This is a genomic window from Yoonia sp. MH D7 (assembly GCF_054439475.1).
The window spans coordinates 1-24,618 of the sequence record NZ_JBTJCF010000003.1 but is presented as its reverse complement, the minus strand read 5'-3'; the positions used below and the strand labels follow the sequence as shown (position 1 = coordinate 24,618).

27 protein-coding genes and 1 pseudogene are annotated in these 24,618 nt (G+C 55.8%); 20 read left to right on the top strand and 8 right to left on the bottom strand.

Features of this window, described 5'->3' with window-relative positions:
• Positions 1-118 precede the first annotated feature (118 nt).
• On the top strand, positions 119-262 hold the full coding sequence (locus ACXLHR_RS17270; RefSeq protein WP_458792725.1) for an entericidin A/B family lipoprotein: 144 nt from the start codon (positions 119-121) through the stop codon (positions 260-262).
• Between the two features lie 251 nt (positions 263-513).
• Here ACXLHR_RS17270 and ACXLHR_RS17265 read toward each other — a convergent pair whose 3' ends face one another.
• The 4 genes from ACXLHR_RS17265 to ACXLHR_RS17250 are packed head-to-tail and all read right to left on the bottom strand — an operon-like array spanning position 514 to position 4,313.
• Positions 514-1,311, bottom strand: coding sequence for a heme ABC transporter ATP-binding protein (locus ACXLHR_RS17265; RefSeq protein WP_458792724.1), 798 nt, complete (start codon positions 1,309-1,311; stop codon positions 514-516).
• A 1-nt stretch (position 1,312) separates the two neighbouring features.
• Positions 1,313-2,362, bottom strand: a complete 1,050-nt coding sequence (locus tag ACXLHR_RS17260; RefSeq protein WP_458792723.1) for a FecCD family ABC transporter permease — start codon at positions 2,360-2,362, stop codon at positions 1,313-1,315.
• Between the two features lie 33 nt (positions 2,363-2,395).
• Positions 2,396-3,262 carry a heme/hemin ABC transporter substrate-binding protein gene (locus ACXLHR_RS17255; protein ID WP_458792722.1) on the bottom strand — a complete coding sequence of 289 codons (867 nt, stop codon included), beginning with the start codon at positions 3,260-3,262 and terminating at the stop codon, positions 2,396-2,398.
• A 1-nt stretch (position 3,263) separates the two neighbouring features.
• Positions 3,264-4,313: a hemin-degrading factor gene (locus tag ACXLHR_RS17250; RefSeq protein WP_458792721.1), complete on the bottom strand. Its 1,050-nt coding sequence runs from the start codon at positions 4,311-4,313 to the stop codon at positions 3,264-3,266.
• A gap of 221 nt (positions 4,314-4,534) precedes the next feature.
• Between ACXLHR_RS17250 and ACXLHR_RS17245 the strand changes: the two genes are divergently transcribed.
• The 6 genes from ACXLHR_RS17245 to ACXLHR_RS17220 are packed head-to-tail and all read left to right on the top strand — an operon-like array spanning position 4,535 to position 9,243.
• Positions 4,535-6,580, top strand: a complete 2,046-nt coding sequence (locus tag ACXLHR_RS17245) for a TonB-dependent receptor domain-containing protein (RefSeq protein ID WP_458792720.1) — start codon at positions 4,535-4,537, stop codon at positions 6,578-6,580.
• Positions 6,581-6,609: 29 nt separating this feature from the next.
• Positions 6,610-7,035, top strand: a complete 426-nt coding sequence (locus ACXLHR_RS17240; RefSeq protein WP_458792719.1) for a hypothetical protein — start codon at positions 6,610-6,612, stop codon at positions 7,033-7,035.
• Positions 7,032-7,661: a MotA/TolQ/ExbB proton channel family protein gene (locus ACXLHR_RS17235; protein ID WP_458792718.1), complete on the top strand. Its 630-nt coding sequence runs from the start codon at positions 7,032-7,034 to the stop codon at positions 7,659-7,661. Before ACXLHR_RS17240 ends, ACXLHR_RS17235 begins: the two co-directional genes overlap by 4 nt.
• Before the next feature lie 3 nt (positions 7,662-7,664).
• Positions 7,665-8,054 carry an ExbD/TolR family protein gene (locus tag ACXLHR_RS17230; RefSeq protein WP_458792717.1) on the top strand — a complete coding sequence of 130 codons (390 nt, stop codon included), beginning with the start codon at positions 7,665-7,667 and terminating at the stop codon, positions 8,052-8,054.
• A 3-nt stretch (positions 8,055-8,057) separates the two neighbouring features.
• On the top strand, positions 8,058-8,447 hold the full coding sequence (locus tag ACXLHR_RS17225; RefSeq protein WP_458792716.1) for an ExbD/TolR family protein: 390 nt from the start codon (positions 8,058-8,060) through the stop codon (positions 8,445-8,447).
• Position 8,448: 1 nt separating this feature from the next.
• Complete coding sequence (locus ACXLHR_RS17220; protein WP_458792715.1) at positions 8,449-9,243, top strand: TonB family protein; 795 nt, start codon at positions 8,449-8,451, stop codon at positions 9,241-9,243.
• A gap of 109 nt (positions 9,244-9,352) precedes the next feature.
• On the opposite strand, the gene ACXLHR_RS17215 is transcribed toward ACXLHR_RS17220, so the two are convergent.
• A complete protein-coding gene (locus ACXLHR_RS17215) occupies positions 9,353-9,646 on the bottom strand; it encodes a DUF2218 domain-containing protein (protein ID WP_458792714.1) in 294 nt (97 codons plus the stop codon).
• A gap of 125 nt (positions 9,647-9,771) precedes the next feature.
• Between ACXLHR_RS17215 and ACXLHR_RS17210 the strand changes: the two genes are divergently transcribed.
• The 6 genes from ACXLHR_RS17210 to hemP all read left to right on the top strand — a co-directional run bounded on the left by ACXLHR_RS17210 (position 9,772) and on the right by hemP (position 13,923).
• A complete protein-coding gene (locus tag ACXLHR_RS17210) occupies positions 9,772-10,680 on the top strand; it encodes a siderophore ABC transporter substrate-binding protein (RefSeq protein ID WP_458792713.1) in 909 nt (302 codons plus the stop codon).
• 46 nt (positions 10,681-10,726) lie between these two features.
• Positions 10,727-11,614, top strand: a complete 888-nt coding sequence (locus tag ACXLHR_RS17205; protein WP_458792712.1) for an ABC transporter permease — start codon at positions 10,727-10,729, stop codon at positions 11,612-11,614.
• A 22-nt stretch (positions 11,615-11,636) separates the two neighbouring features.
• Entirely contained in the window at positions 11,637-12,551 is a 915-nt protein-coding gene (locus tag ACXLHR_RS17200; protein WP_458792711.1) for an iron chelate uptake ABC transporter family permease subunit, read from the top strand.
• A complete protein-coding gene (locus ACXLHR_RS17195; RefSeq protein WP_458792710.1) occupies positions 12,548-13,306 on the top strand; it encodes an iron ABC transporter ATP-binding protein in 759 nt (252 codons plus the stop codon). The genes ACXLHR_RS17200 and ACXLHR_RS17195 overlap by 4 nt, the downstream gene beginning before the upstream one ends.
• A gap of 273 nt (positions 13,307-13,579) precedes the next feature.
• Positions 13,580-13,762, top strand: coding sequence for a hypothetical protein (locus ACXLHR_RS17190; RefSeq protein WP_458792709.1), 183 nt, complete (start codon positions 13,580-13,582; stop codon positions 13,760-13,762).
• Complete coding sequence (gene hemP, locus ACXLHR_RS17185) at positions 13,759-13,923, top strand: hemin uptake protein HemP (RefSeq protein WP_458792708.1); 165 nt, start codon at positions 13,759-13,761, stop codon at positions 13,921-13,923. Before ACXLHR_RS17190 ends, hemP begins: the two co-directional genes overlap by 4 nt.
• A 100-nt stretch (positions 13,924-14,023) precedes the next feature.
• On the opposite strand, the gene cls is transcribed toward hemP, so the two are convergent.
• The gene (gene cls / locus ACXLHR_RS17180) at positions 14,024-15,454 is read right to left on the bottom strand and encodes a cardiolipin synthase (RefSeq protein ID WP_458792707.1); all 1,431 of its coding nucleotides are present in this window, start codon (positions 15,452-15,454) and stop codon (positions 14,024-14,026) included.
• Positions 15,455-15,588: 134 nt separating this feature from the next.
• On the opposite strand from cls, the pseudogene ACXLHR_RS17175 reads away from it, so the two are divergent.
• Positions 15,589-17,010: pseudogene (locus ACXLHR_RS17175) on the top strand (aldehyde dehydrogenase family protein); the annotation flags it as partial.
• 32 nt (positions 17,011-17,042) lie between these two features.
• On the opposite strand, the gene ACXLHR_RS17170 reads toward ACXLHR_RS17175, so the two are convergent.
• Complete coding sequence (locus tag ACXLHR_RS17170; protein ID WP_458792706.1) at positions 17,043-17,759, bottom strand: endonuclease/exonuclease/phosphatase family protein; 717 nt, start codon at positions 17,757-17,759, stop codon at positions 17,043-17,045.
• Positions 17,760-17,765: 6 nt separating this feature from the next.
• On the opposite strand from ACXLHR_RS17170, the gene ACXLHR_RS17165 reads away from it, so the two are divergent.
• The 3 genes from ACXLHR_RS17165 to ACXLHR_RS17155 are packed head-to-tail and all read left to right on the top strand — an operon-like array spanning position 17,766 to position 19,190.
• Positions 17,766-17,903, top strand: a complete 138-nt coding sequence (locus ACXLHR_RS17165) for a hypothetical protein (protein ID WP_458792705.1) — start codon at positions 17,766-17,768, stop codon at positions 17,901-17,903.
• Between the two features lie 34 nt (positions 17,904-17,937).
• Positions 17,938-18,867 (top strand): DnaJ C-terminal domain-containing protein, encoded by a 930-nt coding sequence (locus ACXLHR_RS17160; RefSeq protein WP_458792704.1) that lies wholly within the window; start codon positions 17,938-17,940, stop codon positions 18,865-18,867.
• Positions 18,867-19,190: a chaperone modulator CbpM gene (locus ACXLHR_RS17155; RefSeq protein ID WP_458792703.1), complete on the top strand. Its 324-nt coding sequence runs from the start codon at positions 18,867-18,869 to the stop codon at positions 19,188-19,190. The genes ACXLHR_RS17160 and ACXLHR_RS17155 overlap by 1 nt, the downstream gene beginning before the upstream one ends.
• 23 nt (positions 19,191-19,213) lie before the next feature.
• Here ACXLHR_RS17155 and ACXLHR_RS17150 read toward each other — a convergent pair whose 3' ends face one another.
• Positions 19,214-20,149: a LysR family transcriptional regulator gene (locus ACXLHR_RS17150; RefSeq protein ID WP_458792702.1), complete on the bottom strand. Its 936-nt coding sequence runs from the start codon at positions 20,147-20,149 to the stop codon at positions 19,214-19,216.
• Between the two features lie 123 nt (positions 20,150-20,272).
• Between ACXLHR_RS17150 and xdhA the strand changes: the two genes are divergently transcribed.
• The 3 genes from xdhA to ACXLHR_RS17135 all read left to right on the top strand — a co-directional run.
• Positions 20,273-21,730 (top strand): xanthine dehydrogenase small subunit, encoded by a 1,458-nt coding sequence (gene xdhA, locus ACXLHR_RS17145; RefSeq protein ID WP_458792701.1) that lies wholly within the window; start codon positions 20,273-20,275, stop codon positions 21,728-21,730.
• Between the two features lie 55 nt (positions 21,731-21,785).
• Positions 21,786-24,158, top strand: a complete 2,373-nt coding sequence (xdhB, locus tag ACXLHR_RS17140; RefSeq protein WP_458792911.1) for a xanthine dehydrogenase molybdopterin binding subunit — start codon at positions 21,786-21,788, stop codon at positions 24,156-24,158.
• On the top strand, positions 24,151-24,618 hold a 468-nt coding region (locus ACXLHR_RS17135; protein ID WP_458792700.1), incomplete at its 3' end, for an XdhC family protein. The genes xdhB and ACXLHR_RS17135, both read left to right, overlap by 8 nt.

Genomic DNA, 24,618 nt, shown 5'->3' with positions numbered 1-24,618 from the left:
AAAGGCCTCTTAAAATGTTACCCCTATAATTGGAAGATTCTGGCAACGTCACTTATAGCTGGAACTAAATCTGGTTCTTTGATGTTGTCCATGTGAAACTCTTGGTAGGAATATCCCAATGTATATCATTCGAATCTCAACACTGATTTTTGGCCTTGTCACACTCGTCGCGTGTGAGACCGTTCAGGGTGCGGGTCAGGATTTATCATCTGCTGGCGCGGCAATCAGCGATGCAAGTAACGAAGTTCAACAGGACCTATAAACCTAACCATTCTTTGACGGGTCTGTTGCTTTAATTCGACTGGTCTGCATCGCGTCGTTATATTTTCGTTTGTGAGGCAGTCAGTCAAATGACGCTCTAAACAAAACTGAATTCGCCCATGTCTATGGATCCCTCTCTTAGACATGGGCATGCCTGAGAACTGCGCGGTTGGTACAATTGGACAATTTCAAGCGCCTTGTTTAGGAAAGCGCCTGCTATACCCCCTTCAACTAAACATTAACTTGCATCGATTAGTGAATTCCTTTGACCGATGCCATATGCGGCAAAACGTAAGGCAGACAATGTATTGCCGCAGGTGCAACATTCACGCGAAGATCGCATCTATATGCCGCCGATAAATAGTCGTTGGTCAGGACGTTGACTGGCCTGTCTTGAGCGACCACGCGCCCCCCTGCTAGCAATGCAACGCTGTTTGAAAACATCGCTGTCAAATTGAGATCATGCATAACAGCAATCACACTTCCGCCCTTATCAGTAAAATCACGCGCGATTTTCATCACTTCCAACTGATGTCCAATGTCGAGCGCCGACACGGGTTCATCAAGCAACAACCATGAAGATTTCCCATCGCGTATAGGTTCCCACACTTGCACCAAAACACGGGCCAACTGGCAACGCTGTTGCTCGCCACCTGAGAGATCGTGATAAAATCGCCCCTCAAAACCCGCCAAACCCACATGGGCAAGCGCAAGCCCTGGCAGCCTGTTATCGCCCCCATGAAGCCCGTTCAGCAGCCCCATGCGGATGACTTCTAGCACCGTGAAAGGAAACGCAAGGACGGCGGCTTGCGGTAAAACAGCCCGACGCGCAGCTAGGGCTGTGCTGGAATAACGTCGCATATCCGCCCCATCCAACGAAATTGTTCCGTCATAGGGAATTTCACCTGTGATCGCTTTCAATAGCGTTGTTTTCCCCGATCCATTCGGGCCGACAATCGAGGTCAGCTGACCTGCTTGCGCTCGGAACGAAAGCCCGTTCAGGATCTTCGTTCCTGAGATCGTTACCGTTATGAGATCTGCCTCAATCATATCACATATCCAATATGCCGCGATTACGCAGCAAAATATAAAGGAAAAATGGCCCACCAATGGTCGCCGTGACGATCCCGATTGGTAACTCGGCAGGCGCAATAATCACGCGAGAAATCATGTCCGCAATCAACAGCAAGGTCGCCCCTAAAAGCGCAGAAGCGGGCAAGAGATACCGATGATCCGGCCCAATCGCGAGGCGCAGCAGATGCGGGATAACGATCCCGACGAAACCAATCCCACCAGAGACAGCAACCGCCGCACCCGTCGCACCTGCAACGGTCAGAATCGCCACATTCTTCATACGCTGAACACGAATACCCAAATGCTCTGCCGTCGCTTCGCCCAACGTCAACCCATTTAGTCCTTTGGCCAAGAAGGGTGTCGCGCAGAGTGAAAGAATAATCAACGGCGCCGCCACCGCGAATTTACCCCATGTGGCTCCTGCCAACGACCCCAATCCCCAAAATGTAAGGTCGCGCAGTTGCGCATCATCAGCCATGTAAACTAACACACCCGACAAAGCCCCCGATAACGCCCCGACCGCGATCCCCGCCAACAACATCACCGCAACAGAGGTGCGGCCTCGATTTGTCGCGACTTTGTACAATAGCATCGTAGTCAACCACCCCCCTAAGAAAGCGGCAATCGGGACGGTGTAGATCCCGGTCAGGGATGCAATCGCAGGCGGTAACATTCCGCCTAGGACGATGGCAAGGATCGCGCCTAGCCCTGCCCCCGCGCTTACACCAACCAATCCCGGATCGGCCAACGGATTGCGAAATAACCCCTGCATAACAGCCCCGGATACCGCCAACGATGCACCAACAAGCACGCCCATCAACGTACGAGGTGCGCGGATATCAAACAGAATGACCCGCTCTCGCAGGCCAATGTCCTGTCCCGTGACCCAGTCCATCAATGCCGCGAACAACGACGTGCCAGACGCGCCAACTGTGAGGCTGGCCACAATGGTTACGATCAAGGCAAGCCCACTCAGCCAAATAACGCGTATCGCCAATTCACGGCGGTCCCCTGTGGGTCGCCGCATGCCAGTCAGGGATGTATCTATTGCAACCATAACTCACTGGCCGCCGTAAAGTGCGTGATGCAACTGCGCTACAGCTTGGGGTGTACGCGGCCCAAACCCAAGCAAAAGCAATCCGTCGATGCGCACAATACTTTGCGTCTGCGCAGCAGAAGTGGTCGAAATCGCAGGGTTCGCCCAAAGATCTGCGTCCTCGGCGGCATGGTCCCCGCCCCTGTCCATCATCACGATCACATCAGGGTTCGCCGCCGTAATGGCCTCGTCGGTCAAGGGCTTGTAGCCTTCAAATTCGGTGATGGCATTCACACCGCCTGACAACGCAATAATACCCGCAGCACCTGTGTTTTTTCCCGCCGCAAGCACACGCCCACCCTGCATCGACAAGATGAACAACACATCTTTCGGGGCCTGCGACGTGGTGTCCAACGCCGCCATCTGCGCCTCAATATCCAAGGCAAGCGCCTCGCCTTTTTCCGGCACACCCAAGGCCTCGGCGACCGAACGGATTTTGACACCAATCGCCGCGCTATCAAAGCCCTCGGGCACAGTGGTAAACGCGATATTGGCCGCTTGCATCACCGCGATTGTCTCCGGTGGGCCACTGCCTTCCTCCGCAATGATCAGCTGCGGATCGACCGACAAAATACCCTCAGGGGACAAAGCACGCATATAGCCCACATCAGGCAATGCCTCAGCTTGGGCAGGATAAGACGATGTCGTGTCGCGAGCGATCAAACGATCCTGTTCACCCAAAGCATAGATAATTTCGGTCACCGATCCGCCAATCGACAACACCCTTTCCGCTTGTACGGCCTCGGCATTGGCGGTTGTGATACAAAGGCCAATCGCAATCGCGGCGACTGTCACCGTCACGGGAATCTTAAACTTCAACGCAGGGACCATCTCACACCTCCTCGACATGAAGCGCGGGTAAGGTCTCAACCAACGCACGGAAGGCTTCAGAATGATCAACTGCGCCGGTCTCTTTACGATGAGCGAACATCTGTAAAATCAACGCACCATGTTGATCAAACGCCTCGATCGAATAGGCGGGCCCGCGCTTTGTAGGCTTTTGAACGGCCCAAACTTCGGCCACATGATCCGCGCGCAGATGCAGGTTGAACCCCGGATCCATGATATTCTGCCACGGCCCCATCGGCTTGACCGTATGCACAAGACCGCTGTGGATCTGGATGCAACCACGGTTGCCGACAAACACCATGATCTCGACGTCCAAACCCGCCAAAGCCACAATCGCATCGTTCAATGCCCAAGGGGCCAACGCTTTCACAAATGGCGCGCCGGCCATGCGGTACGCGCCTAAACGGTTCATCTTCAGCTTCGACGTCAGCCGCATAAACTGATGCGTATCTGACATCTTGGTCCATTCTTGACGCAAAATATCCGCCTTGTCAGCATCGCCTTTAGCCACCTCAACCGCCGCACGCGCAGACAGGTCGATGGTCTCGGATGTGTTTCCAGTCGCAAGGGTTTTCATCATCGCCTCAAAGGCCTGCATGTCCGTGCCATCACGGCTGTAAACCTTGTGGATCGCATCACCCGCCGCATCAAACACCTGCACCGAATGGCGTGGCCCGTTATCAGTATCGGTCGTGACAGCAAATCCATGCACCCAATGACTGCTGAAAATCCGCAAATCAATGTCGGTGTTCAACACCATCGAAGCGTGATCGCCAGAATGGTAATTATCGTAAATACCCACCTTTTCATGAACCGCACTGTTGTTGCGGGTCAGCGCCATAACAGGGCCGCATGTTTTAAGTGCGGGCATTAACGCATCGGGGGCAGGCGTGATGCGGCGCGCACCCTGCGCCGCCAGCAACGCGGCCTCGCCCACGCCGATCTGGTCAGCAAGATCGCGAGCGCGCATTTTAGGGTTTGTCGCAATCTGCTCGCGAATTTCGGAAGCAGTGATAAGGGCGTCGAGAGGCATAGGAACGGATCCAGTCTGAAGTTAAAACGAGTTTCAATCAAGCTGGCTACGTTTGTTCGCTGGCATTTTGGATGGACCAATTTTGACCCCATCCAATTCTTGACTGTTTTAATAAGTTATTCTACTGGAGGTCAAGTAAACAAAAAAACTAACCAGCAAGCCACCGCGTATTTCCGGCCAGCCAGTCAAAACATGACCATGCCAAGGGCGAAGGAAAACCGATGACGAATTGCAAAAGCGCACTGCTAAGCGCTACTTTTTTAACCTCTGTGACACTGCTTTCGACTACAGCCGCAATAGCACAGACAGCGTCCGATGCAGGCACGCCACTGGGGCGAATCGTCTTGGGCGTGGGTGGCGACAGGAACGTGGCAATCGACACCCCACAAGCGGTATCAGTGATCAGCGACGAAGAAATCGACCGCGAACAAGCCACAACAGTCGGCGAACTTTTTGAACTGGTCCCAGGTGTTCAGGCAATCGGCTCGGGCCGCGTCGCGGGTGAATCGTTCAACATTCGCGGTATCGGGTCGCTTGGTAACGCGGATGAATCGCGCATTATTATTACGGTCGACGGGGCGACAAAAAACTATGAACAATATCGCCTCGGCTCTTTTTTCTCTGATCCAGAACTTTACCGTCAGGTAGAAGTGCTACGCGGGCCAGCATCCTCTACACTATACGGATCGGGCGCATTGGGTGGGGTCATCAACTTTGAAACCAAAGACGCCGGTGACTTTCTAACAGACGGCAAAAACGCACTGCGCACACGACTATCTTACGGCAGCAACAGCAATGCATTCGCCACATCACTGATCTATGCGTCACGCCCTACCGCAAATATGGAAAACCTCGTTGCATTAAACTATCGCGAAGCTGACAATTATAGCGACGGTGACGGCACCGAAATCAGCGGGTCCGCATTTGACTCTGTGTCAGGACTAATCAAGTCGCGCCTGTCATTTGGCGAAAGTTTGGATCAATCCGTTACCGTGTCTTACACCCGCTGGAATAGCGAGCTCGACGATACCGAATATTCCCAAACAGGCACGCTTGGCTTTGGCACTGTGGACCGCAAAATCGTCGACGACACTTTAGCGATCCGCTACGAAAACCCTGTGATCGGGAACAACCTCATCGATCTGGACGTGGTGCTAAGCTACTCCAACACGCAGGTCGAACAATCCGACGCGCAACCCCCCTTCCCGTTCTTTGGATGCACCGAAGCCTCGCTCTTTTGCGATTCAACCTATGGCTATGAAACAACCAGCCTGAAAATCGAGAACACTGCCGAATTTAGCGGCGCCAATTATCTGGCCTACCTGACAACAGGCGTGCAATTATCCAACCAAGACCGCAGCGCCTACACCCCTGCTGGCGGGTTAGGCCACCACCCCGAAGGCAACGACCAACGATTGGGCATCTACGCGCAGGGCGAGCTTGTCTACAACGAACGCCTGACCGTCATTCCAGGTATTCGCGCCGATTTTGTCTCTTTAAACGATGCAACAGGGTCGGACTTTGCAGATTACGACGAAGTGGCCGTCTCCCCGAAAGTCGCCGTTCACTACAAGCTAGATGACACCTACAGCATCTTCGGCTCCATCGCGCAAACCCAACGCGTACCCACATTGGACGAGATTTTCTCGTATGACGCCGACGAGCCGAACAGCCCCGACCTGTCGACGGAAACCGCCAATAGCGCCGAAATCGGGCTTAGCGCCTCTTACCTCGGGTTGATGACCCAAAACGATGCTTTCGACGTCAAAGCGACATTCTTCTACTCTGAAATCGACGACCTCATTGCGCGCGATAGCGCAGTTGATACGCCATATTACGAAAACATCGACACCGCAAAAATCTACGGCTTGGAACTCGAAGCAGCTTATCAATCAGATAAAATGTTTGCACGCGCGGCCTATTCCGATGTCCGAGGTGAAGACCGGACAACGGGCGAAACACTAACCTCCATTCCGGCACGCTCCTTGAACTTGACTGTTGGCGGGATCTCCCAAGACCTTGGCCTGAAATACGGCTGGCAAGGGAATTTCGTTGACGAGATCAGCTATGCCGCAGACAAGTATGCGAGCTACACCGTGCATGACCTGTTTGTTGATTATCAAGTTCAAACGGGTGCAATGCGCGGGATAGAGGTCGGGTTCCGCGTGAACAACTTGCTCGATACCCAATACCAAAACTCATTGGCAGGTGACGCGGGCGAAGGGCGATCCTACGATATCAGCCTGACACGTGCGTATGAATTCTAATGATGTTTACACGCACAGCAAGAATGCAAATGACCCGCTTGGTCGCGGCTGCCCTCGTGGCCGCGCCTTTACCTGTCATTGCACAGGAGGACGCGGTGAAAACCGCGCCCTCCATTTCAGTCGAGCTGAATAGCATCGTCCAAGGCGACCACGCTTGCCAATTAACATTCCTGCTGTCCAATTCACTGGACGTAGATATCGATGGATTGGTACTCGAAACGGTCCTCCTGACCAAAGACGGCGCCGTTGACCGGCTCACCCTTTTTGACATGCGCGACGTGCCCTCAAACCGGCCACGGGTGCGCCAATTCAGCGTGCCACATCTGACCTGCGATGACCTCGGGCAAGTCTTGATTAACGGCATAGCCACCTGCGAAGGCAGCGATTTAACCCCGACTGCCTGCACCGATGCCGTCACCCTTTCAAGCCGCACAGACATCGAGGTATTGGGATGACCGTCATAGCCACCGTGCAAATGCAGCTTATCGCGATTTACGAATTGGGCGGGCCGGTTGTTGCCATTCTGATTGGCCTCTCGCTAATTTCACTGTCCATGATCCTGTGGAAACTCTGGCAATTTGGCGCGCTAGGTGTCGGACGCCACCAACAAATCAACCACGCTGTCGCCCATTGGGACACCGCCATGCCCGTGCAAGCACAAACCGCATTGGCGCAAAGCCGGAACGCTTTGGCGCTTTGCCTTGCGCGCGGGGTCGACACCGCAAAACAATCGCGGATCGAAGCAGACACAAACGCCCATCTGACGCGTCTTGAAGGCGGATTTCGTCTACTGGATAGTATCGCACAAATTGCACCACTTCTTGGACTGTTCGGAACCGTTTTGGGCATGATCGACGCGTTCCAAGCGCTGCAAAACGCAGGCAGCTCGGTCGATCCATCGCTTCTTGCTGGCGGAATCTGGGTTGCGCTGTTGACCACGGCGGCAGGGCTCGCTGTGGCAATGCCGACCTCACTGGCGTTGTCCTTTTTTGACGGGCGCGTCGCTGCCGAACGGACCTTGGCCGAAACCGCAATCGAGGCACGCTTTTCCCCGATCAACGCGCACAAGGGAAAGATATAAATCGTGGCTATTCGGTCAGCGCAATCCAGACGCAAAGGCATTTCAATGACATCGTTGATCGACGTCATTTTCCTGCTGTTGCTGTTCTTTATGCTAAGTTCGACGTTCTCGCAGTTTTCAGAAATTCAACTGTTTGCGGCAAATGCCGGAACATCCGGATCAGCAACCCCCAACGCCCCACTCTTCGTGCGCCTGTCCGAAGATGCGGTGCAGCTTAACGGGCAAGAATTCGACCTGACAACACTCAACGATGGCATCACCGCCCTGCGAAACAGCGAAACGCAAACTGTTGTGATCGCGCCGCAAAAAGACACGGCGACCGCGCAACGCTTGGTCGATACGCTGGTGGTTCTAGCTAAACTGCCTGATCTCAATATTGTAGTATTGGAATAGATTATGGCCCTGCGTTCCCCATCCGCCAGATCACGGCCTGAACCCACGATCGCCCTCATTAACATCGTGTTCTTGATGCTGATCTTTTTTATGATCGCAGGCACATTGGCACCGCCGCTTGATGACCAAGTCAAATTAGTCTCGACCGAAGACCTAGAAGGGCGCGACCCGCCTGATGTTGCCATTCTTACATCTGCTGGCGATCTTTTTTACCGTGGGGCCCCGACCACGACACCAGACATTATCGCCCGTGCACAAAATGCGGGTGACACAATTGATATCCGGATCGTTGTTGACCGCGACGTGCCTGCGACCGTTTTGATGCGCCATGTGTCAGAGCTTCGTAGTCAGGGCGCTGCCTCGGTTTGGATCGTCACAGAGCGAGGTCTATAATATGTGGCTCAAGCCCGCAGCATTCGGGTGCATCGTTGTTTCATGCGCAGTTCACGCCGCCGCAATCACCCAAGTTACCGCGCCAGATGACACGCTCAGCGCCGCCAGTCCCCCGCCTGGCATTGTAAGTGCGGGCAATAGTTTTGCCGATATGGTTATGGGGTCTGTTGCCGTGCCGACACCAGTTCCCATCACACCGCAAGAGACGCAAACGCCAACCGTCACCACGCTCACGCCCCAAATGACCGAACCGCTTAAAGCGCAGATCACTGCGGCTGTTGAACCTCTAACACTTCAAGCATTGCCAGACATTATCATCAACGATGTCACATCCACCTCGGTACGCCCCCCAACGCGGCCAGAAAACCTCGGCAAAACGCCACCACCGCGGCGCCAAACGGCAGCGCCCGCCCCGTCTGGAAATGCCCAGCAAAATACAAAGCGCGGCGCTGCCAGTTCGACCACACGCTCTAGCGCCAGCACTAGTCAGGGACAGGGCCAACAGGTCGATCAAGCTGCCATCGCAGCGGCACGCGACGCTGCAGCAAATTATCCCAATCAGGTCGTGCGACAGATAAACAGGTCGCGCCGCGAACGGACCCGCGCACGTGGCGTGGCCACGGTCAGTTTCAGCATTGGAAGTGGCGGGCAGCTTTCGGCCGTCGGCATCGCGCGTAGCTCTGGAAACGCAGAACTTGATCGACTAGCGGTCAACCACATTCGCCGCGCGGCACCTTTTCCCACGCCGCCGCACGGCGCACGCACATCATTCACTTTTGAATTTCAAGGCAGTTAGCGCACCCTTTGCGCGGTGCAACAGCGCCACACAGCCCTCGCCTACCAATCAACTTTTCGCGACCAGACACCCGATACCTCAACCGCACCACGCTCTTGACCAAAGGTTCCTAAACGGAATGAACTGTCCAGTTCATCGCTTCAAATTCCTCTCGGAATGCGAATTTCTGAAGATGGCTATCGATCACATGTTTGCCTTGGTCGACCTTGTCGTCAGCAATTAATGCAATCGAAACAGTCAACCCTGCCCCAGTCGCCAGCATTTCCGCGTTCCCGCAAGGAAGCATCACATTGCCGCTATTTTCGTCATACGTCGCATCAACTTTGTGGGCAAAATGCTTGCACAATTGCTGAAGATATTTCGAAGCGTGGGCAGTCTCAAAAGTGCCGATCAGACGGGTCATAACTATTACCTTATTGTTTTAGTCAGATTAATCTCTGGACGCGGGTTGCGCAAGCTACTATTCAGCGGACAAATCATCCAGCCAGCATCAAGCCAGCCAAAAATCACATCAATCAGGAGGGACCGATGTCCATTTTTCCTAAAATAACTGCTGCGCTGGCAATAACCTGCATGGCAGCGCCCGTCTTTGCGGACCCCACAATCATCCAGACTGCTTTAGGTAAAGCGACTGTCGCACAGGTTCCGGAAACCATTGCAGTTCTTGACATCGCCGCCGTCGATACGCTTGCTGCATTGGGCGTGACCGTGGACGGTATCCCTGCACCGCATTACGTCAAATACCTTGATGATATCGCCGCAACAGCCATCCAAGCCGGATCGCTGTTCGAGCCAGATTTTGAAGCTCTTGCTAACCTCAATCCTGATTTGATTATCGCTGGCGGACGGTCATCGACACAGGTTGAGCCACTCTCAGAAATAGCACAAACCATCGATATGACTATCACCGGCGACGATCACATTGAACAGGTCCTCGCGCGCCTTGAAACCTACGGTGATTTGTTCGGGAAACAGGACGTAGCCGCAGAACTGCAGGTTGCCTTCAGCGAAAAACTCGAAACGTTGCGCAGTGCAATCGACGGGCGTGGCACGGGTCTCGTCGTGATGACAAACGGGCCGAAAATCTCCGCATATGGCGCAGGATCTCGTTTCGGTTGGGTACACGCTGGCACAGGCCTGCCCGAAGCAGTCGACGGTGTTGACGCGCAAACCCACGGCGAGGCGATCTCGTTTGAATTCATCGCAGAGGCTAATCCCGATTGGTTGATTGTGGTTGATCGTGGCGATGCCATTGGACAAGACGGCGACGCCGCAGCGGCGACGCTCGACAACCCTTTAGTCGCGGGCACAACTGCGTGGACAAACGACCAAGTTATCTACCTGAACTCGGCCAACGTCTACATTGCGGGCGGCGGATACACCGCGATGATGGAAACCATGGATACCCTAATCGCTGGGTTTGGCGGCGGTGCGTAACCACCCCTACATAACGACAATTGTCAGCTTGCTCATCCTTTCGGGGGTGAGCGTTTTTATTGGCGTGGGAACATTGGACTGGAACGATGACGCGGTGCAACTCTTGCTGATCAGCCGCCTGCCCCGCACTTTTGCGATCCTTTTAACCGGAGCAAGCATTGCCGTCGTCGGCGTAATCATGCAGCTTCTGGTGCGTAACCGCTTTGTTGAACCCGCGACGACAGGCACCTCAGAGGCCGCAATGCTGGGCCTGCTGGCGGTCTCGATCTTTGCACCTCAATGGCCACTTATCGCAAAAATGTCAGTGGCAAGCGGCGCAGCCTTGCTAGGGGTGCTCGGGTTCTTTGGACTGACAAGACGCTTGCCGCCACAACAACCACTACTCATCCCATTAGTCGGGTTGATCTACGGTGGCATTTTGGGTGCCGCGGCCACGTTCATCGCGTTTCAAGCAGATATGATCCAGTTCTTGGGCATCTGGATGAATGGCGAATTTTCTGGTGTTTTAGCTGGACGATACGAACTGTTGTGGGTGGCGGGCGGCTTGGCTCTTCTGGCTTATTTCGCAGCGGATCAATTCACCGTCGCAGGACTTGGACGAAATGCGTCCCTTTCGCTAGGCCTACGCTACGGACACGTCATGGCGCTAGGAATTGGCGTTGTAGCCGTGGTATCTGCGCTGGTCGTTTCAACCGTGGGCATGCTGCCGTTTGTCGGACTTGTGGTGCCCAATATCGTGTCACGACTGATGGGCGACAACCTACGACATAGCCTACCTGTTGTCGCCGGTATGGGCGCGGGGTTTGTGCTGCTCTCCGACATTATCGGTCGGATCGCACGCTATCCATACGAGATCCCCGCCGGCACTGTGTTTGGCGTCATCGGCGCGGTGATATTTCTGTGGCTGTTGCTCGGGCGTAGATCCCATGCTTGATCGCAAAATAATAGTCTTATTGTTGGCTACTCTGGTTGGCTGCATTATCTTCTTAACGTGGGGTCTTCAGGGCCGCATCTGGTTCATTCTAGAGCTACGCGCCGTAAAACTTGCGGGCCTCTGCGTCGTAGGCGCGGCAATCGGAATTTCGACAATCCTATTCCAAACACTTAGCGGCAACCGTATCTTGACACCCTCCATCATGGGGTTTGATGCATTGTTTTTATTGATGCAAACCACGATGGTCTTTGCTTTCGGCGGATTAGGGTACGCCACTTTGCCCGGCCCGATCTTGTTTGGCATCAACGCGGTCGTCATGATGATTGCTGCTGTCGCATTGTTCGGCGCATTGCTCGCACGCAGCCGCAACGACATCCAATTAATGATCCTTGTCGGGGTCGTATTCGGCCTTCTATTTCGGTCCCTCGCGGGCTTCATTAACCGCCTGATCGACCCCTCAGAATTTGCCATGATCCAAGGCGCGATGTTTGCGCAGTTCGGCGGCATCAATCGTATGGAACTGGCCATGGCGTTCTGCGTGCTGGTTGCGATTTGCCTGTGGCTCTGGCGATTATTGCCAGTATTGGATGTGATGGCATTGGGTCGCACGCCTGCACGGCATTTGGGCGTGCATTACGACCGCATTCAATTTCAAATTCTATTTGCGATCTCCGCCTTGGTGTCGATCTCGACCGCCCTCGTTGGCCCGATCGTCTTCCTTGGACTGCTGGTATCGGCATTGGCACATAGCCTGATGAAAACCCATCGCCATGGCGCTTTGTTGCCTGCCGCCGCACTGATCTCAATGCTCATCCTCGTCTTCGGCCAGACCCTGTTCGAGCGCATCCTACGCCTGCAATCCAGCCTCGCTGTGGTGATCGAATTTGTTGGTGGCCTCCTGTTTCTTATCCTACTCGCCAAAAGGAAAATTCGATGATTACTGTGCAAGGCCTGACCCACCACATTGGTAATTCCACAATTCTGAACGAGATCAACGTGGATATCCCAAAAGGCGGCGTGACGGCGTTAATCGGACCGAACGGCGCGGGCAAATCAACCCTTTTAAATTTGATAGCACGGCAAGATCCAACGCAATCGGGACGCATCCTCTTAGACGATCAAGACCTGGCGCAAATGGATCATCGCGACTTAGCCCTGCGCGTGGCGGTCGTGGCCCAAGACGTCGGTGTGGCGAGCCGCTTGCGGATTCGTGATCTGGTCGGGTTCGGGCGGTGGCCCCACGCCCAAGGGCGCCCAACTCCAAAAGACGCTGAATTCGTCACACGGGCACTTGTACAATTTGACCTGACAGATTTTGCTGATCGATTTCTGGACGAGGTGTCAGGCGGCCAACGCCAACGCGCATTTCTGGCAATGGCTTACGCGCAAGACACCGACTGGCTACTCCTTGATGAACCGCTGAACAATCTCGACCTGCGATATGCACGCGAACTGATGGCCGAGCTGAGTACACTCGCCAAGATAGCAGGCAAAAGCATCGTGATCGTACTACACGACCTGAACTACGCAATTAGCTGGGCTGACCGGATCATTGCGATGAAAGGCGGACAGATTGCTTTTGAAGGCGAGACTGCAACTGTAGCGACCTCTGCTGCCCTTAGCGACTTATATGATACGAAAGTAACGGTCGATCGCAGCCAACAAACACCTTTTATCAGACACCACGACTAACGGCTCAAACACCAGCACGTTGATCACAGCGGTGAAGTGACGGGTTTGGTTTGCTTACGATTAGGTCGTCTTTCGCTCAAAAAAGGCATGTGCGGGACCCAACCGGTACATAGTCTTTAATTTACTAAACACTCATCCCAAACGTTTAATAATTTACCCAATTGACATATCCGACTAATTCACTCAGATATAGATTTAGTCAAGCCACCCCGATTCCAATCAAAGAACTCGGCTGGGGAAGCCCGACACGTGAATAATGTGAGGACTTCCGACATGCAGCGACCCAGCCCCGCGCAACACTTCAATGATGATGCTGAATTTTACAGCCGCAATACGACGTGCGACCCATTCGAAGTGCTGCATTCCTCATCCACCGCCGAAGGGATGCCCGTTGAATGGACGTTTGATCGCGCAGTTATGTCTGCCAAACATCAGCAATCCGAGGCCCGGTCATGACGTTCCATGCTGCCCCCCCCAAATCCACACCTAACGACACTTTACCGACCTATCAGGCAAAGGACCTCACCGAGGGCGGTGATCTAGCGCAGATAATCCTAAACGACCAAACCTATACCCTACGCGTCACCCGCGCTGGCAAGTTGATTTTGACGAAATGAACTGCACATAACCACCCGCCATTGCCCACATATCAGCTTAGACGCCATCTATGACGCATGCGACTGGATGTGAGCCGCAAATGACCTGTGCACCATTACCTCAAAGAACCGGACCGATTGTCGCGACCACATTATTCCAGATTCGCCTGTAAAACCGCCAACCCAAAACATCCGCCAGCGACACCAGATCGGATTGACGAATATAATCCGCCTGCCGGCCACGCACTGCCAAGGTCAGCGGCTCATCCTGAAACAGAATATTATTTTCGTAATTCAGATCAAAACTGCGCATATCAAGATTGGACGACCCCAACATTCCAATCTTACCATCAATCGTTAGTGTTTTTGCATGCAAGAGACCATGTTTGAACTCGTAAATGATGCACCCTGCGTCCAGCAACTTATGATAATAACTGTGGCTGGCGGCGGCGACAATCCAGCTGTCATTCGCTTTTGGAAACACCAAAGTGACCGTAATACCGCGATACGCGGCAGCACATAACGCCTCTACGACTGTGGGATCAGGCACAAAATACGGCGTACTCAGCGTGATCGTCTCGCGCGCACAGCCCATGGCACTGGCAAATACCTGCGGCGTCGCTCCCTTCCGCTCGGTCGGTCCGTCGCCAATCACCAGCGCGGGAAAACCCCCGTCGACAGGTTCGGCAATCAGCTCGAATAGCGCAAGGCTCTCACCGGTCGCCAAAATCCAGTCACTCGCAAACAGCAGTTGGTTTTGCGCAACAACCGGGCCTTCGAACCGCGCCATAATATCAACCCAAGGAGCGTATCTCGCCTTGGGCAAAAACGCCGGATCCGCCGCATTGCGACTGCCGCAATAGGTCACCTTGGCGTCAATGATCGTAAGTTTGCGGTGATTGCGCAAATCAATGCGGCTGGTCAAAAGTGTGCCAATGATATTATCCAAAGGAAACGCAACCGCCAGCTGAACGCCTGCCTCCTTCATCGAAACCCACAGCGGTGAATTTATCAACGACCGCGACCCCAACCCGTCAGCCATCGCGCGACACGTCACACCGCGACCAACCGCCCGCATCAGCGCATCAGCAATCGCCACGCCCGTCACATCGTCCAGCCAGATGTAATACAGCACATGCACATGATCCGTAGCCGCATCAATATCCGCGATAACCCGCGTCAGCGTTTCATCCGCATCCGCCATCAACACGGCCGTATTCCCCGCCACCGGTTGAAACCCGTTGATCGAGGCAGCATATTTGAACGCAGGCAGGTAATCGGAATCAATCAGACCCGGCAGCGCGGAAGCATCACCAAAAAACGGCGCAGCAGACTCTTGGATATCGTTAAAAATCGCTTCGCTACGCGCCTTAGACGTCCGACCAAGATCGACCTCGCCAAAAAGAAAATACACCGCCGTGCCGACAAAAGGCAAAAGCATCAGCACGATGAACCACGCCAGACGCGCAGGTGGCGACAGATCATCGCGCAACAAAATGCGCAACGTGATCGCAATGACTAGCAAACCGTGCAGAAATAAAATGACGTTCATGTTGTGCCTTTCAAGCCTGCAGATCAATAATCACGGGAATAGCATGAACGTTCAACCCTTTACACCGCACAGACGCCACGTCGCCCTCGCCAGACCCGCAGCAATCAGTCAGGCTCGCATCAGAGCCTTCAAGACAAAACCGGAGCATGACTTTTATGAACGATATCGCAGCACAGGCAAATGCAGCTTTCGACACCCAAACCGCTGGCATCGCGGCGCGCAGGCAGGATTTCGACCTGACCAAACGACGCGACGCACTTGCACGCCTCGGCACTGCGATCCGTGAAAACGAAGATGCCCTAATCCGCGCAATGGCAACCGACTTCGGCAAACCGGCGTCAGAGGTGATCCTGACAGAATTCATTCCCATAATGCAGGAAATCCGCCATACGTCACGCCACCTGCGGCGCTGGATGCGACCGCGCCGCGTGGCCCCCACACTCGGAACACTCGGCACCTCCGCACGGATCAGGTCCGAGGCACGCGGCGTTTGCCTGATCATCGCGCCGTGGAATTACCCGTTCAGCCTCGCGCTTGGTCCGCTGGTCTCGGCACTCGCGGCAGGCAACAGCGCGATCATCAAACCCTCCGAAATGACACCCGCCATATCGGCCCTGATCACGCGGCTGATCAAGGACACATTCACCCCCGATCTTGTCACCGTGATCGAAGGCGGCGTGGACGCCTCCCAAGCCCTTCTCGCCCTGCCCTTTGACCACATCTTTTTCACAGGCAGTCCCGCAGTAGGCAAAATCGTCATGGCCGCCGCCGCGAAAACCCTCGCCTCCGTCACGCTCGAACTCGGCGGCAAATCCCCCACCATCATCACCCCCGACGCCGACCTGAAGGACGCCGCAAAATGGATCGCCTTTGGCAAATTCGCTAACGCGGGCCAAACCTGCATCGCGCCCGATCATGTTTATGTGCATAACGACATCAAGGCCGATTTTCTGACTGCCCTGCGCGCGCAAATCAGCACCTCTTACGGCAGCGGCGCGGATAGCCCCAACCTCGCAGGGATCGTCAACAACCACCACGCAAAACGCCTGAATGATCTGGTGCAGGACGCCACTAGCAAAGGCGCCACCGTCACGCTCGACGGCACCGCACAAGGCACGCGCATGGGGCCAACCCTGATCGAAACCCTGACCCCCGAAATGGACATCAGCGAAGAAGAGATCTTTGGCCCCATCTTGCCAATCATCCCCTACACCGACCTCACAGAGGTCATCAAACAGATCAACGCACGGCCGAAACCCCTCGCACTCTATATCTTTGGAAAATCGCGCGACGTGACCGACCAGATCATCACCGCCACCAGTTCGGGCAGTGTCGGGATCAACCTGACCGTAGCACAGTTCACTCATCAAGGGTTGCCGTTTGGCGGGGTCAATTCCTCAGGCATCGGCGCCGCACACGGGCACTTCGGCTTTCAAGCATTCAGCCACGAACGCGCGATCCTCGCAAACCACTTTTCTGCCTTGCCGCTGATCTTCCCACCCTACACAACACGGGTGAAACGCCTAATCGCGCTTATAAAACGGCTGCTAGGGTGAACGATGTTTGGCCACAACCAACACACCACGCCCTAAGCGCCCCGCAAACCTTTTCCTGCCAAAAGACGAAATCTGGCATGAACAGGGCGATGATCAGAGGCATTAACCGCACTACGATCCGCAATAACATGGCTCTCCATCAGCTCGAACTCGTTGCTGAACGCTAATCTGTCCAGATGCAGAAACGGACGCCCTGCGGGAAAACTAGGACCGGGGCTATGGATCTGCATCCAATCCGGCACGGTCTCCAATCCGAACGCACCTCGCCATTCATTATAGTCACCCGCAACGATAATCGGCCGCCGCTCCAGTTCTGCCAACCTCTGCGCAATATAGGTAAACTGCTTGCGGCGATTGCCACGCAAAAGGCCCAGATGCACCCCGACAATCCGCACCTCGCGATCCCCAATTGTCAGATCCACTACCACCGCCCCACGCGGCTCTAACGCAGGCAAATCATAGCGGTGGATCGCATCAATCTGCACATCCGGTCGCTTAAGCATCGCAATCCCGTGCCACCCCAAACCAACGCCCGTTGGCGTTAAATCAACAACCTCGAACGGCCCGATGCGACCATGCGGGCTAGGCAATGCGGCGGGGCGCGGGTGACGCCGAAAATCAGCCTCCTGCAACAACACAACATCCGCATCAAAACCGGTAATCGCCTCAATCGTGCGCAACGGACGGCGCTTGAGATCCCGACCAAGACCCGCACGAATATTCCAACTCACCAGCTTCAGCTCTGTCATTCACACGTGTCCAATTCTATTCTTGATGGCCAAAAGCCCAACCACCTGATACCCGATGCGGTCAGCATCATCCAGCTACTCAACATCAAAGATGCGCCCCGACGATTGCAAATCAAGACGCGCTGCGCCAAACTCGCCAAATGAAACCCACGAAACGCCGGATCAAAGGGTGCCACAAATGACCGATAACCCCTACAAGGTTTTGGGCGTCAACGCTGACGCCTCGCAAGCCGACATCAAGGCGGCCTACCGCAAACTGGCAAAAGCATTGCACCCCGACCTGCACCCTGGCGACAAAACCAAAGAGGCCGCGTTCCAAGCCGTCACCGCCGCCAACGATATCCTAAGCGACGCAGAGAAACGCAAACGCTTTGACGCAGGCGAAATTGATGCCAGCGGACAAGAAAAACCCCAACGGCAATACTACCGCCAACAAACCGGCGCCGACCCGCAGGGCCGCTACGACTCGCAAGCAGGTTACGAAGACTTCGAGGACATGTCCGGCGTTTTCTCTGATCTGTTTGGCAGGAACACCCGCGCTCGAAACGCTCAACAAGGCTATGCCGCAGGCGGCTCTGACGTGCGCTACAATCTTGAGGTCTCGTTTATGGACGCGGCCATCGGGGCCAAACGCACCCTGCCCCTACCCGACGGCAGCGCGATTGATCTGAACATTCCGGCAGGCGTGCGCGACGGCCAATCGCTCCGGCTCAAGGGCAAAGGGCAGGCAGGCATCGGCGGCGGCCCCACAGGCGACGCCTATATCCAGATCTCTGTGCAACCGCATAGCGTCTTTACCCGCGACGGAAACGACATTGAGGTCACAGTGCCAATCGGCTTTGACGAGGCCATTCTGGGCGCAAAAATCGACGTGCCTACCCTCGCCGGCAAGGTCTCGATGACGATACCAAAAGGCGCGTCAACCGGCCAGAAACTGCGCCTGAAAGGCAAAGGCGTGGCCCCCGCAAAAGGTACGGCAGGCGATCTTTACGTGCGGCTCAAAATCGTAACACCCGCCAAGACCACCGCCGAAATGGACGCAATTGCACAGCAGTGGCGCGATCATGTCACCGATGATCCACGCGCCAAACTCTGGAGGGATTTGTGATGATGAACGAACGCGATGTTGTTGCAACCGTAGCCCGCGTAGAACTGCATGAACTCCGGCTCTGGATCGCCGAGGGTTGGATCAGACCCGCACAAGGCGGCGACGACCCGACATTCGACGACCTCGACGTGGCCCGCATCAGGTTGGTCTGCGACCTTCGCACCGACATGTCGCTGCCCGATGACGCAGTACCTGTTGTTCTCTCGCTGCTCGATCAGGTCCACGGGCTCAGGCGCGAATTGCGCAGCCTGACTCACGCGGTCGACACCCTGCCCGCAGACGTCAAACGGGCCATCGTCAACGCCCGCAATACCGCGCGCTAAACGCAGTCACGAAACATCGAAACTTACGAACGTGTCAGCTCTGATCCGTTCGTTTTTTCGATCTCTGTCAGCTTTTCGCGGCACCGCTGCATCACAAAATCAATAAACAGCCGGACCTTGTTATCTTGCAAACGGCGGTGCGGATACAAACAGCCAAACATCGCAGGCTCAGGCGGCGTTTCCGGCAAAACCTCGACCAGCGCCCCGCTGCGCAAATGCGCGATCACATCAAACTTCGGCTTATTGATAATCCCGCGCCCCGCCAGCGCCCAGCCGGTCAAAACATCCCCGTCATCGGAATCGTAACTGCCCGTCACATCCACCCGCAAAGGTCCCGCCGCCGTGGCAAGCGTCCAGAACCATTCGGGCGAACGCGGATAACGCAGCAACAAACAACTATGGCGGCGCAGATCATCTGGCGTCTGCGGCGTTCCGCGCTTTTCAAAATATGACGGCGCCGCACATAACACACGCGGCGTGTCCATAATCTTGCGCAGCTTCAGATTGGAATCCGGTGGCCGTCCGACAAATAGCGCCACATCCAGACCATCCTCCAGCAGGTCAACCTTGCGGTCCGACAACCGCAACCTGATCGTCACATCAGGGTAAAGATCAACAAATTCGGGAATCAACGGCGCAATCAGCCGCTTGCCTACACCCAGCGGCGCCGTCACATGCACCGTGCCATGCGGGTGCTGCGAAAAACTCGAAATCGCGGCCTCTGCATCTTCCAGCGCCTGCACCACCAAACGGGCATGATCGTAAAACGCCTGCCCGACCTCGGTTGGCGACAGCTTTCGGGTCGTGCGGTTGAACAAACGCACATCCAGCCGACGCTCCAACTCCTTGATACGGTTGCTCGCCACCGCAGGCGTCAGGCGCAAATCGCGCCCGCCCGCAGTAATACTGCCCAATTCCACCGTCCGGACAAAGACTTTCAAGCTTTCGAGATAGGGCATTATCATCTCCGATTATCAACGATTCGTTGAAATAGCATACGCGACTCCACCGTATTTTAAGCAGAAATTTTCAGTCATAATGACATCAAGCGCAGAATCCTGACTGCACCAAGGGAGCAAACCATGACATCTAGATCCGAAATCCGGTTCATTCTGAACGACCGCGACATCAGCCTGAACAGCGTCGGCGCAAGCGATACATTGCTTGATTTTCTGCGCATCGACCAACGGTTAACAGGATCCAAGGAAGGCTGCGCCGAAGGCGACTGCGGGGCCTGCACAATTCTGGTCGGGCGTCTGCATAACGGCACATTGCGCTACGAACCGGTCAACGCCTGCATCAGATTGACCGCCTCGCTGGACGCCTGCCACGTTGTTTCTATCGAATATCTGTCCGGTCCCGAAGGCCGCTTGCACCCTGTGCAGCAAGCCATGGTCGACCACCACGGCAGCCAATGCGGCTTTTGCACCCCTGGTTTTGTCATGTCGCTTTACGCGCTGTGGATGGGCAACCCCGACCCGTCCGAGACTGAAATCGAAACCGCCCTGCAAGGCAACCTGTGCCGCTGCACCGGCTACGCGCCGATTATCAAAGCCGCCCGCGCCGCCACTCAACTCGGCAGCCCCGCCGACGATGCGCTGATCAAGGAACGTGACGCAATTACCGCAAAACTCGACGCGTTGAACGATGGATTGCGCGTCGACGTCCGCAAACAAAACAGCCGCTGCATCCTACCCGCCTCCGTTGATGATCTGGCAGAGGTTTTGCTGGAATTGCCCGATGCAACAATTGTCGCAGGTGCCACCGATGTGGGGCTTTGGGTCACCAAATTCTTACGCGATATCTCGCCCGTTGTGTTCCTCAACCACCTCGACGCCTTGCGCGAAATTACCGTTGATGCCACCACGATCCAGCTCGGCGCAGGGGTCAGCTACACCAACAGTCGCGACGTGATGGCCGCCGACTACCCACATCTTGGCCCGTTCTGGGACCGGATCGCTGGCTGGCAAATCCGCAGCATGGGCACCATCGGCGGCAACGTCGCCAACGGCTCGCCCATCGGTGACACCCCCCCCGTGCTGATCGCACTCGGTGCAACGATCACCCTGCGCAAAGGCAAAAACCGCCGCTCCATGCCCGTCGAAAACTTCTTTATCGACTACGGAAAACAAGACATGGCCAAAGGCGAATTTCTGGAAAGCCTGACAATCCCGCGCCCCGCAAAACACGACATCCACGCAGCTTACAAAATCTCGAAACGGCGCGACGAAGATATCTCCTCGGTCTGTGCCGCCTTCAACATCACCGTGACCGACGGCAAAATCACCGACGCGCGCATCGCTTTCGGCGGCATGGCAGCAACCCCGAAACGGGCCGCCAACGCCGAAGCCGCCCTGACCGGCGCCGACTGGAGTGAAGCCTCATTCCTCAACGCCGCAGCGAAACTTGGTGACGACTTCAGCCCGCTCTCCGACTGGCGCGCCTCTGCAGATTACCGCATGCAAGTGTCGAAAAACCTGTTCCAACGCTTCTGGCTGGAACATCAAGACAACGCCGCTGTTGTCCGTCTTAGCGCGTAAGGAAGGATCAGAAATGACCACGAAACCCACAATCACCGCGCCCATTGACACCAATATGCGCAAAGACCCGCCAATCTCCGAAGATCTCGTGCGTCCGGACCCAAAACGCAAAACCATCAAAGGCACGGTTGGCACCGACCTGCGCCACGACAGCGCAATCAAACACGTCACGGGTCGCGCGGAATACTGCGATGATATCCCCGAACCCGCAGGCACCCTGCACGCCTATCTGGGCCTATCGACCCGCGCCCATGCCATAATAAGTGACATCGATTTTAGCGCCGTGCGCGCAGCCCCCGGTGTGATCGGCGTCCTGACCGCGGACGACCTGCCGGGCAGCAACGATGTCTCACCAACAGGCCGCGACGACGAACCGGTTTTCGCCGTCGAAAAGGTCGAATTCTGGGGCCAGCCTATGTTTGCCGTCGTGGCCGAAACCCGCGACGCTGCCCGCCGTGCCGCACAACTGGTGCAAGTCACATATGACGACCTGCCCCACGCGCTTGACGTGGATTCCGCGCAAGCGTCCGGCATAGGCTACGTCACCCCGCCCCTGACCCTTAAACGCGGCAAGGCCGCCGACGCCATGGCCAACGCCAAAAACCGGATCAAAGGAAAATTCCGCGTCGGCGGTCAGGATCACATGTATCTCGAAGGGCATATCGCCTTTGCGATCCCGGGCGAAGACATGGACGTCACCGTGCATTCCTCGACACAACACCCCTCCGAGGCACAGCATATGGTCGCCCATGTGCTCGGCGTGCCATCCAACGCGGTCACAATCAACGTGCGGCGCATGGGCGGTGGCTTTGGCGGCAAAGAAACCCAGATGAACCTGTTTTGCGCCGTGGCTGCGGTCGCTGCGAAAAAATGGAACCGCGCCGTGAAAATCCGACCCGACCGCGACGACGACATGTCCGCCACAGGCAAACGGCACGATTTTGTCATCGACTACGAAGTCGGCTTTGACGACGACGGACGTATCGAGGCGGTGATTGGCGATTTCGCGGCGCGTTGCGGCTTTTCATCGGACCTGTCCGGCCCCGTGACCGACCGCGCGCTGTTCCACGCCGACAACGCCTACTACTATCCAAATGTCTTGCTCAACTCGCACCCGCTCAAAACAAACACCGTCTCGAACACCGCCTTTCGCGGTTTCGGCGGCCCGCAAGGCGTGATTGCCGCTGAACGGATCATGGAAGAAATCGCCTACCACCGCGGGCTTGATCCGCTGGAAATACGCAAGCGTAATTTCTATAGCGACAACGGCCGCGACGTCACACCCTACCACCAAACCGTCGAAGACAACATCGCTCCACGCATTGTTGCCGAACTAGAAACAACCGCCGACTATCAAGCCCGCCGTCAGGCCATTCTGGACTGGAACGCAAAGGGCGGGATCATCCGCAAAGGGATCGCACTCACGCCAGTGAAATTCGGCATCTCCTTCACCGCGACATGGTATAATCAGGCGGGCGCATTGCTGCACGTCTACTCCGATGGCTCGATCCACCTGAACCACGGCGGCACCGAAATGGGACAAGGGCTAAACACCAAAATCGCGCAAATCGTGGCCGAGGAACTTCAGGTCGATTTTGACACCATAAAAATCACCAAAACCACCACCGAAAAAGTGCCAAACACCTCTGCCACCGCCGCATCCTCAGGCTCTGACCTGAACGGCATGGCCGCCCTCGACGCCGCTCGCCAGATCAAGGACCGGCTGATCGCCTTTGCCGTAGATCACTGGAACACACAGCCCGCGAACGTGCGCTTCACCAACAACACAGTCGAGATTGACGACGAGACGCTGACCTTCGCTGAACTGATCCGCGCCGCCTATATGGCGCGGGTTCACCTCTCCGCCGCAGGTTTCTACAAAACCCCGAAAATCCACTGGAACCGCGAAACCGGCAAAGGGCGACCCTTTTATTACTACGCCTACGGGGCCGCCTGTTCCGAAGTCTCCATCGACACGCTTACCGGCGAATACCGCGTCGAGCGCACCGATATCCTGCACGATGTCGGCAAATCCCTGAACCCGATCCTGGATATCGGTCAGATCGAGGGCGCGTTTATCCAAGGCATGGGCTGGCTCACCACCGAAGAACTCTGGTGGGACGCCAAGGGCCAGCTGCGCACCCATGCCCCGTCCACCTACAAAATCCCGCTGGCCTCCGACAGACCGCGCATCTTCAACGTCAATCTCGCCACATGGTCCGAAAACAAGGAACACACCATCAAGCGGTCCAAGGCCGTGGGCGAACCCCCGTTCATGCTGGGTATTTCAGTATTCGAGGCCCTGTCTCACGCAGTGGCAAGCGTCGCTGACTACAAACATTGCCCCCGCCTTGATGCACCAGCGACACCCGAATGTGTGTTGATGGCCATCGCACGCTTGCAAGGGACCGCGCAACCTGATGCATGATGATCTGGGCACCTTCCTGACACGACACACGGACATCATCCGCGTCCGGATCACAGACGTGCGCGGCTCTGCGCCGCGCGACGTCGGCACCGATATGTTTGTGGCAGCAGCGGCACAATATGGCACCATCGGTGGCGGGCAACTGGAATATATGGCGCTCGATACCGCCCGCGCAATGCTGACATCCGGGCGCAATACCGGCGAAATGAACGTGCCGCTTGGGCCTGAAATCGGTCAATGCTGCGGCGGTCGGGTCGAAATCAAACTCGACAGGCTTGATGCCGATCTGCGCAGCCAAACCCTGACACAAAACGACGTAACACGTGCCGCTTATCCCGAAGTCTACATTTTTGGCGCAGGCCACGTCGGCCGCGCCCTCGCGGGATTTTTCGCACTGCTACCAGTACAAACCATCCTGCTAGACAGCCGTCAGGATGAATTGGCGCTGTGCAATGCACCC

What these genes read in the sequence shown, in the direction of transcription:
- ACXLHR_RS17270 (WP_458792725.1), top strand. Translation starts at nt 119, where the DNA reads ATGTATATCATTCGAATCTCAACACTGATTTTTGGCCTTGTCACACTC.
- ACXLHR_RS17265 (WP_458792724.1), bottom strand. Translation starts at nt 1,311, where the DNA reads ATGATTGAGGCAGATCTCATAACGGTAACGATCTCAGGAACGAAGATC.
- ACXLHR_RS17260 (WP_458792723.1), bottom strand. Translation starts at nt 2,362, where the DNA reads ATGCGGCGACCCACAGGGGACCGCCGTGAATTGGCGATACGCGTTATT.
- ACXLHR_RS17255 (WP_458792722.1), bottom strand. Translation starts at nt 3,262, where the DNA reads ATGGTCCCTGCGTTGAAGTTTAAGATTCCCGTGACGGTGACAGTCGCC.
- ACXLHR_RS17250 (WP_458792721.1), bottom strand. Translation starts at nt 4,313, where the DNA reads ATGCCTCTCGACGCCCTTATCACTGCTTCCGAAATTCGCGAGCAGATT.
- ACXLHR_RS17245 (WP_458792720.1), top strand. Translation starts at nt 4,535, where the DNA reads ATGACGAATTGCAAAAGCGCACTGCTAAGCGCTACTTTTTTAACCTCT.
- ACXLHR_RS17240 (WP_458792719.1), top strand. Translation starts at nt 6,610, where the DNA reads ATGACCCGCTTGGTCGCGGCTGCCCTCGTGGCCGCGCCTTTACCTGTC.
- ACXLHR_RS17235 (WP_458792718.1), top strand. Translation starts at nt 7,032, where the DNA reads ATGACCGTCATAGCCACCGTGCAAATGCAGCTTATCGCGATTTACGAA.
- ACXLHR_RS17225 (WP_458792716.1), top strand. Translation starts at nt 8,058, where the DNA reads ATGGCCCTGCGTTCCCCATCCGCCAGATCACGGCCTGAACCCACGATC.
- ACXLHR_RS17220 (WP_458792715.1), top strand. Translation starts at nt 8,449, where the DNA reads ATGTGGCTCAAGCCCGCAGCATTCGGGTGCATCGTTGTTTCATGCGCA.
- ACXLHR_RS17215 (WP_458792714.1), bottom strand. Translation starts at nt 9,646, where the DNA reads ATGACCCGTCTGATCGGCACTTTTGAGACTGCCCACGCTTCGAAATAT.
- ACXLHR_RS17210 (WP_458792713.1), top strand. Translation starts at nt 9,772, where the DNA reads ATGTCCATTTTTCCTAAAATAACTGCTGCGCTGGCAATAACCTGCATG.
- ACXLHR_RS17195 (WP_458792710.1), top strand. Translation starts at nt 12,548, where the DNA reads ATGATTACTGTGCAAGGCCTGACCCACCACATTGGTAATTCCACAATT.
- ACXLHR_RS17190 (WP_458792709.1), top strand. Translation starts at nt 13,580, where the DNA reads ATGCAGCGACCCAGCCCCGCGCAACACTTCAATGATGATGCTGAATTT.
- hemP (WP_458792708.1), top strand. Translation starts at nt 13,759, where the DNA reads ATGACGTTCCATGCTGCCCCCCCCAAATCCACACCTAACGACACTTTA.
- cls (WP_458792707.1), bottom strand. Translation starts at nt 15,454, where the DNA reads ATGAACGTCATTTTATTTCTGCACGGTTTGCTAGTCATTGCGATCACG.
- ACXLHR_RS17170 (WP_458792706.1), bottom strand. Translation starts at nt 17,759, where the DNA reads ATGACAGAGCTGAAGCTGGTGAGTTGGAATATTCGTGCGGGTCTTGGT.
- ACXLHR_RS17160 (WP_458792704.1), top strand. Translation starts at nt 17,938, where the DNA reads ATGACCGATAACCCCTACAAGGTTTTGGGCGTCAACGCTGACGCCTCG.
- ACXLHR_RS17155 (WP_458792703.1), top strand. Translation starts at nt 18,867, where the DNA reads ATGATGAACGAACGCGATGTTGTTGCAACCGTAGCCCGCGTAGAACTG.
- ACXLHR_RS17150 (WP_458792702.1), bottom strand. Translation starts at nt 20,149, where the DNA reads ATGCCCTATCTCGAAAGCTTGAAAGTCTTTGTCCGGACGGTGGAATTG.
- xdhA (WP_458792701.1), top strand. Translation starts at nt 20,273, where the DNA reads ATGACATCTAGATCCGAAATCCGGTTCATTCTGAACGACCGCGACATC.
- xdhB (WP_458792911.1), top strand. Translation starts at nt 21,786, where the DNA reads ATGCGCAAAGACCCGCCAATCTCCGAAGATCTCGTGCGTCCGGACCCA.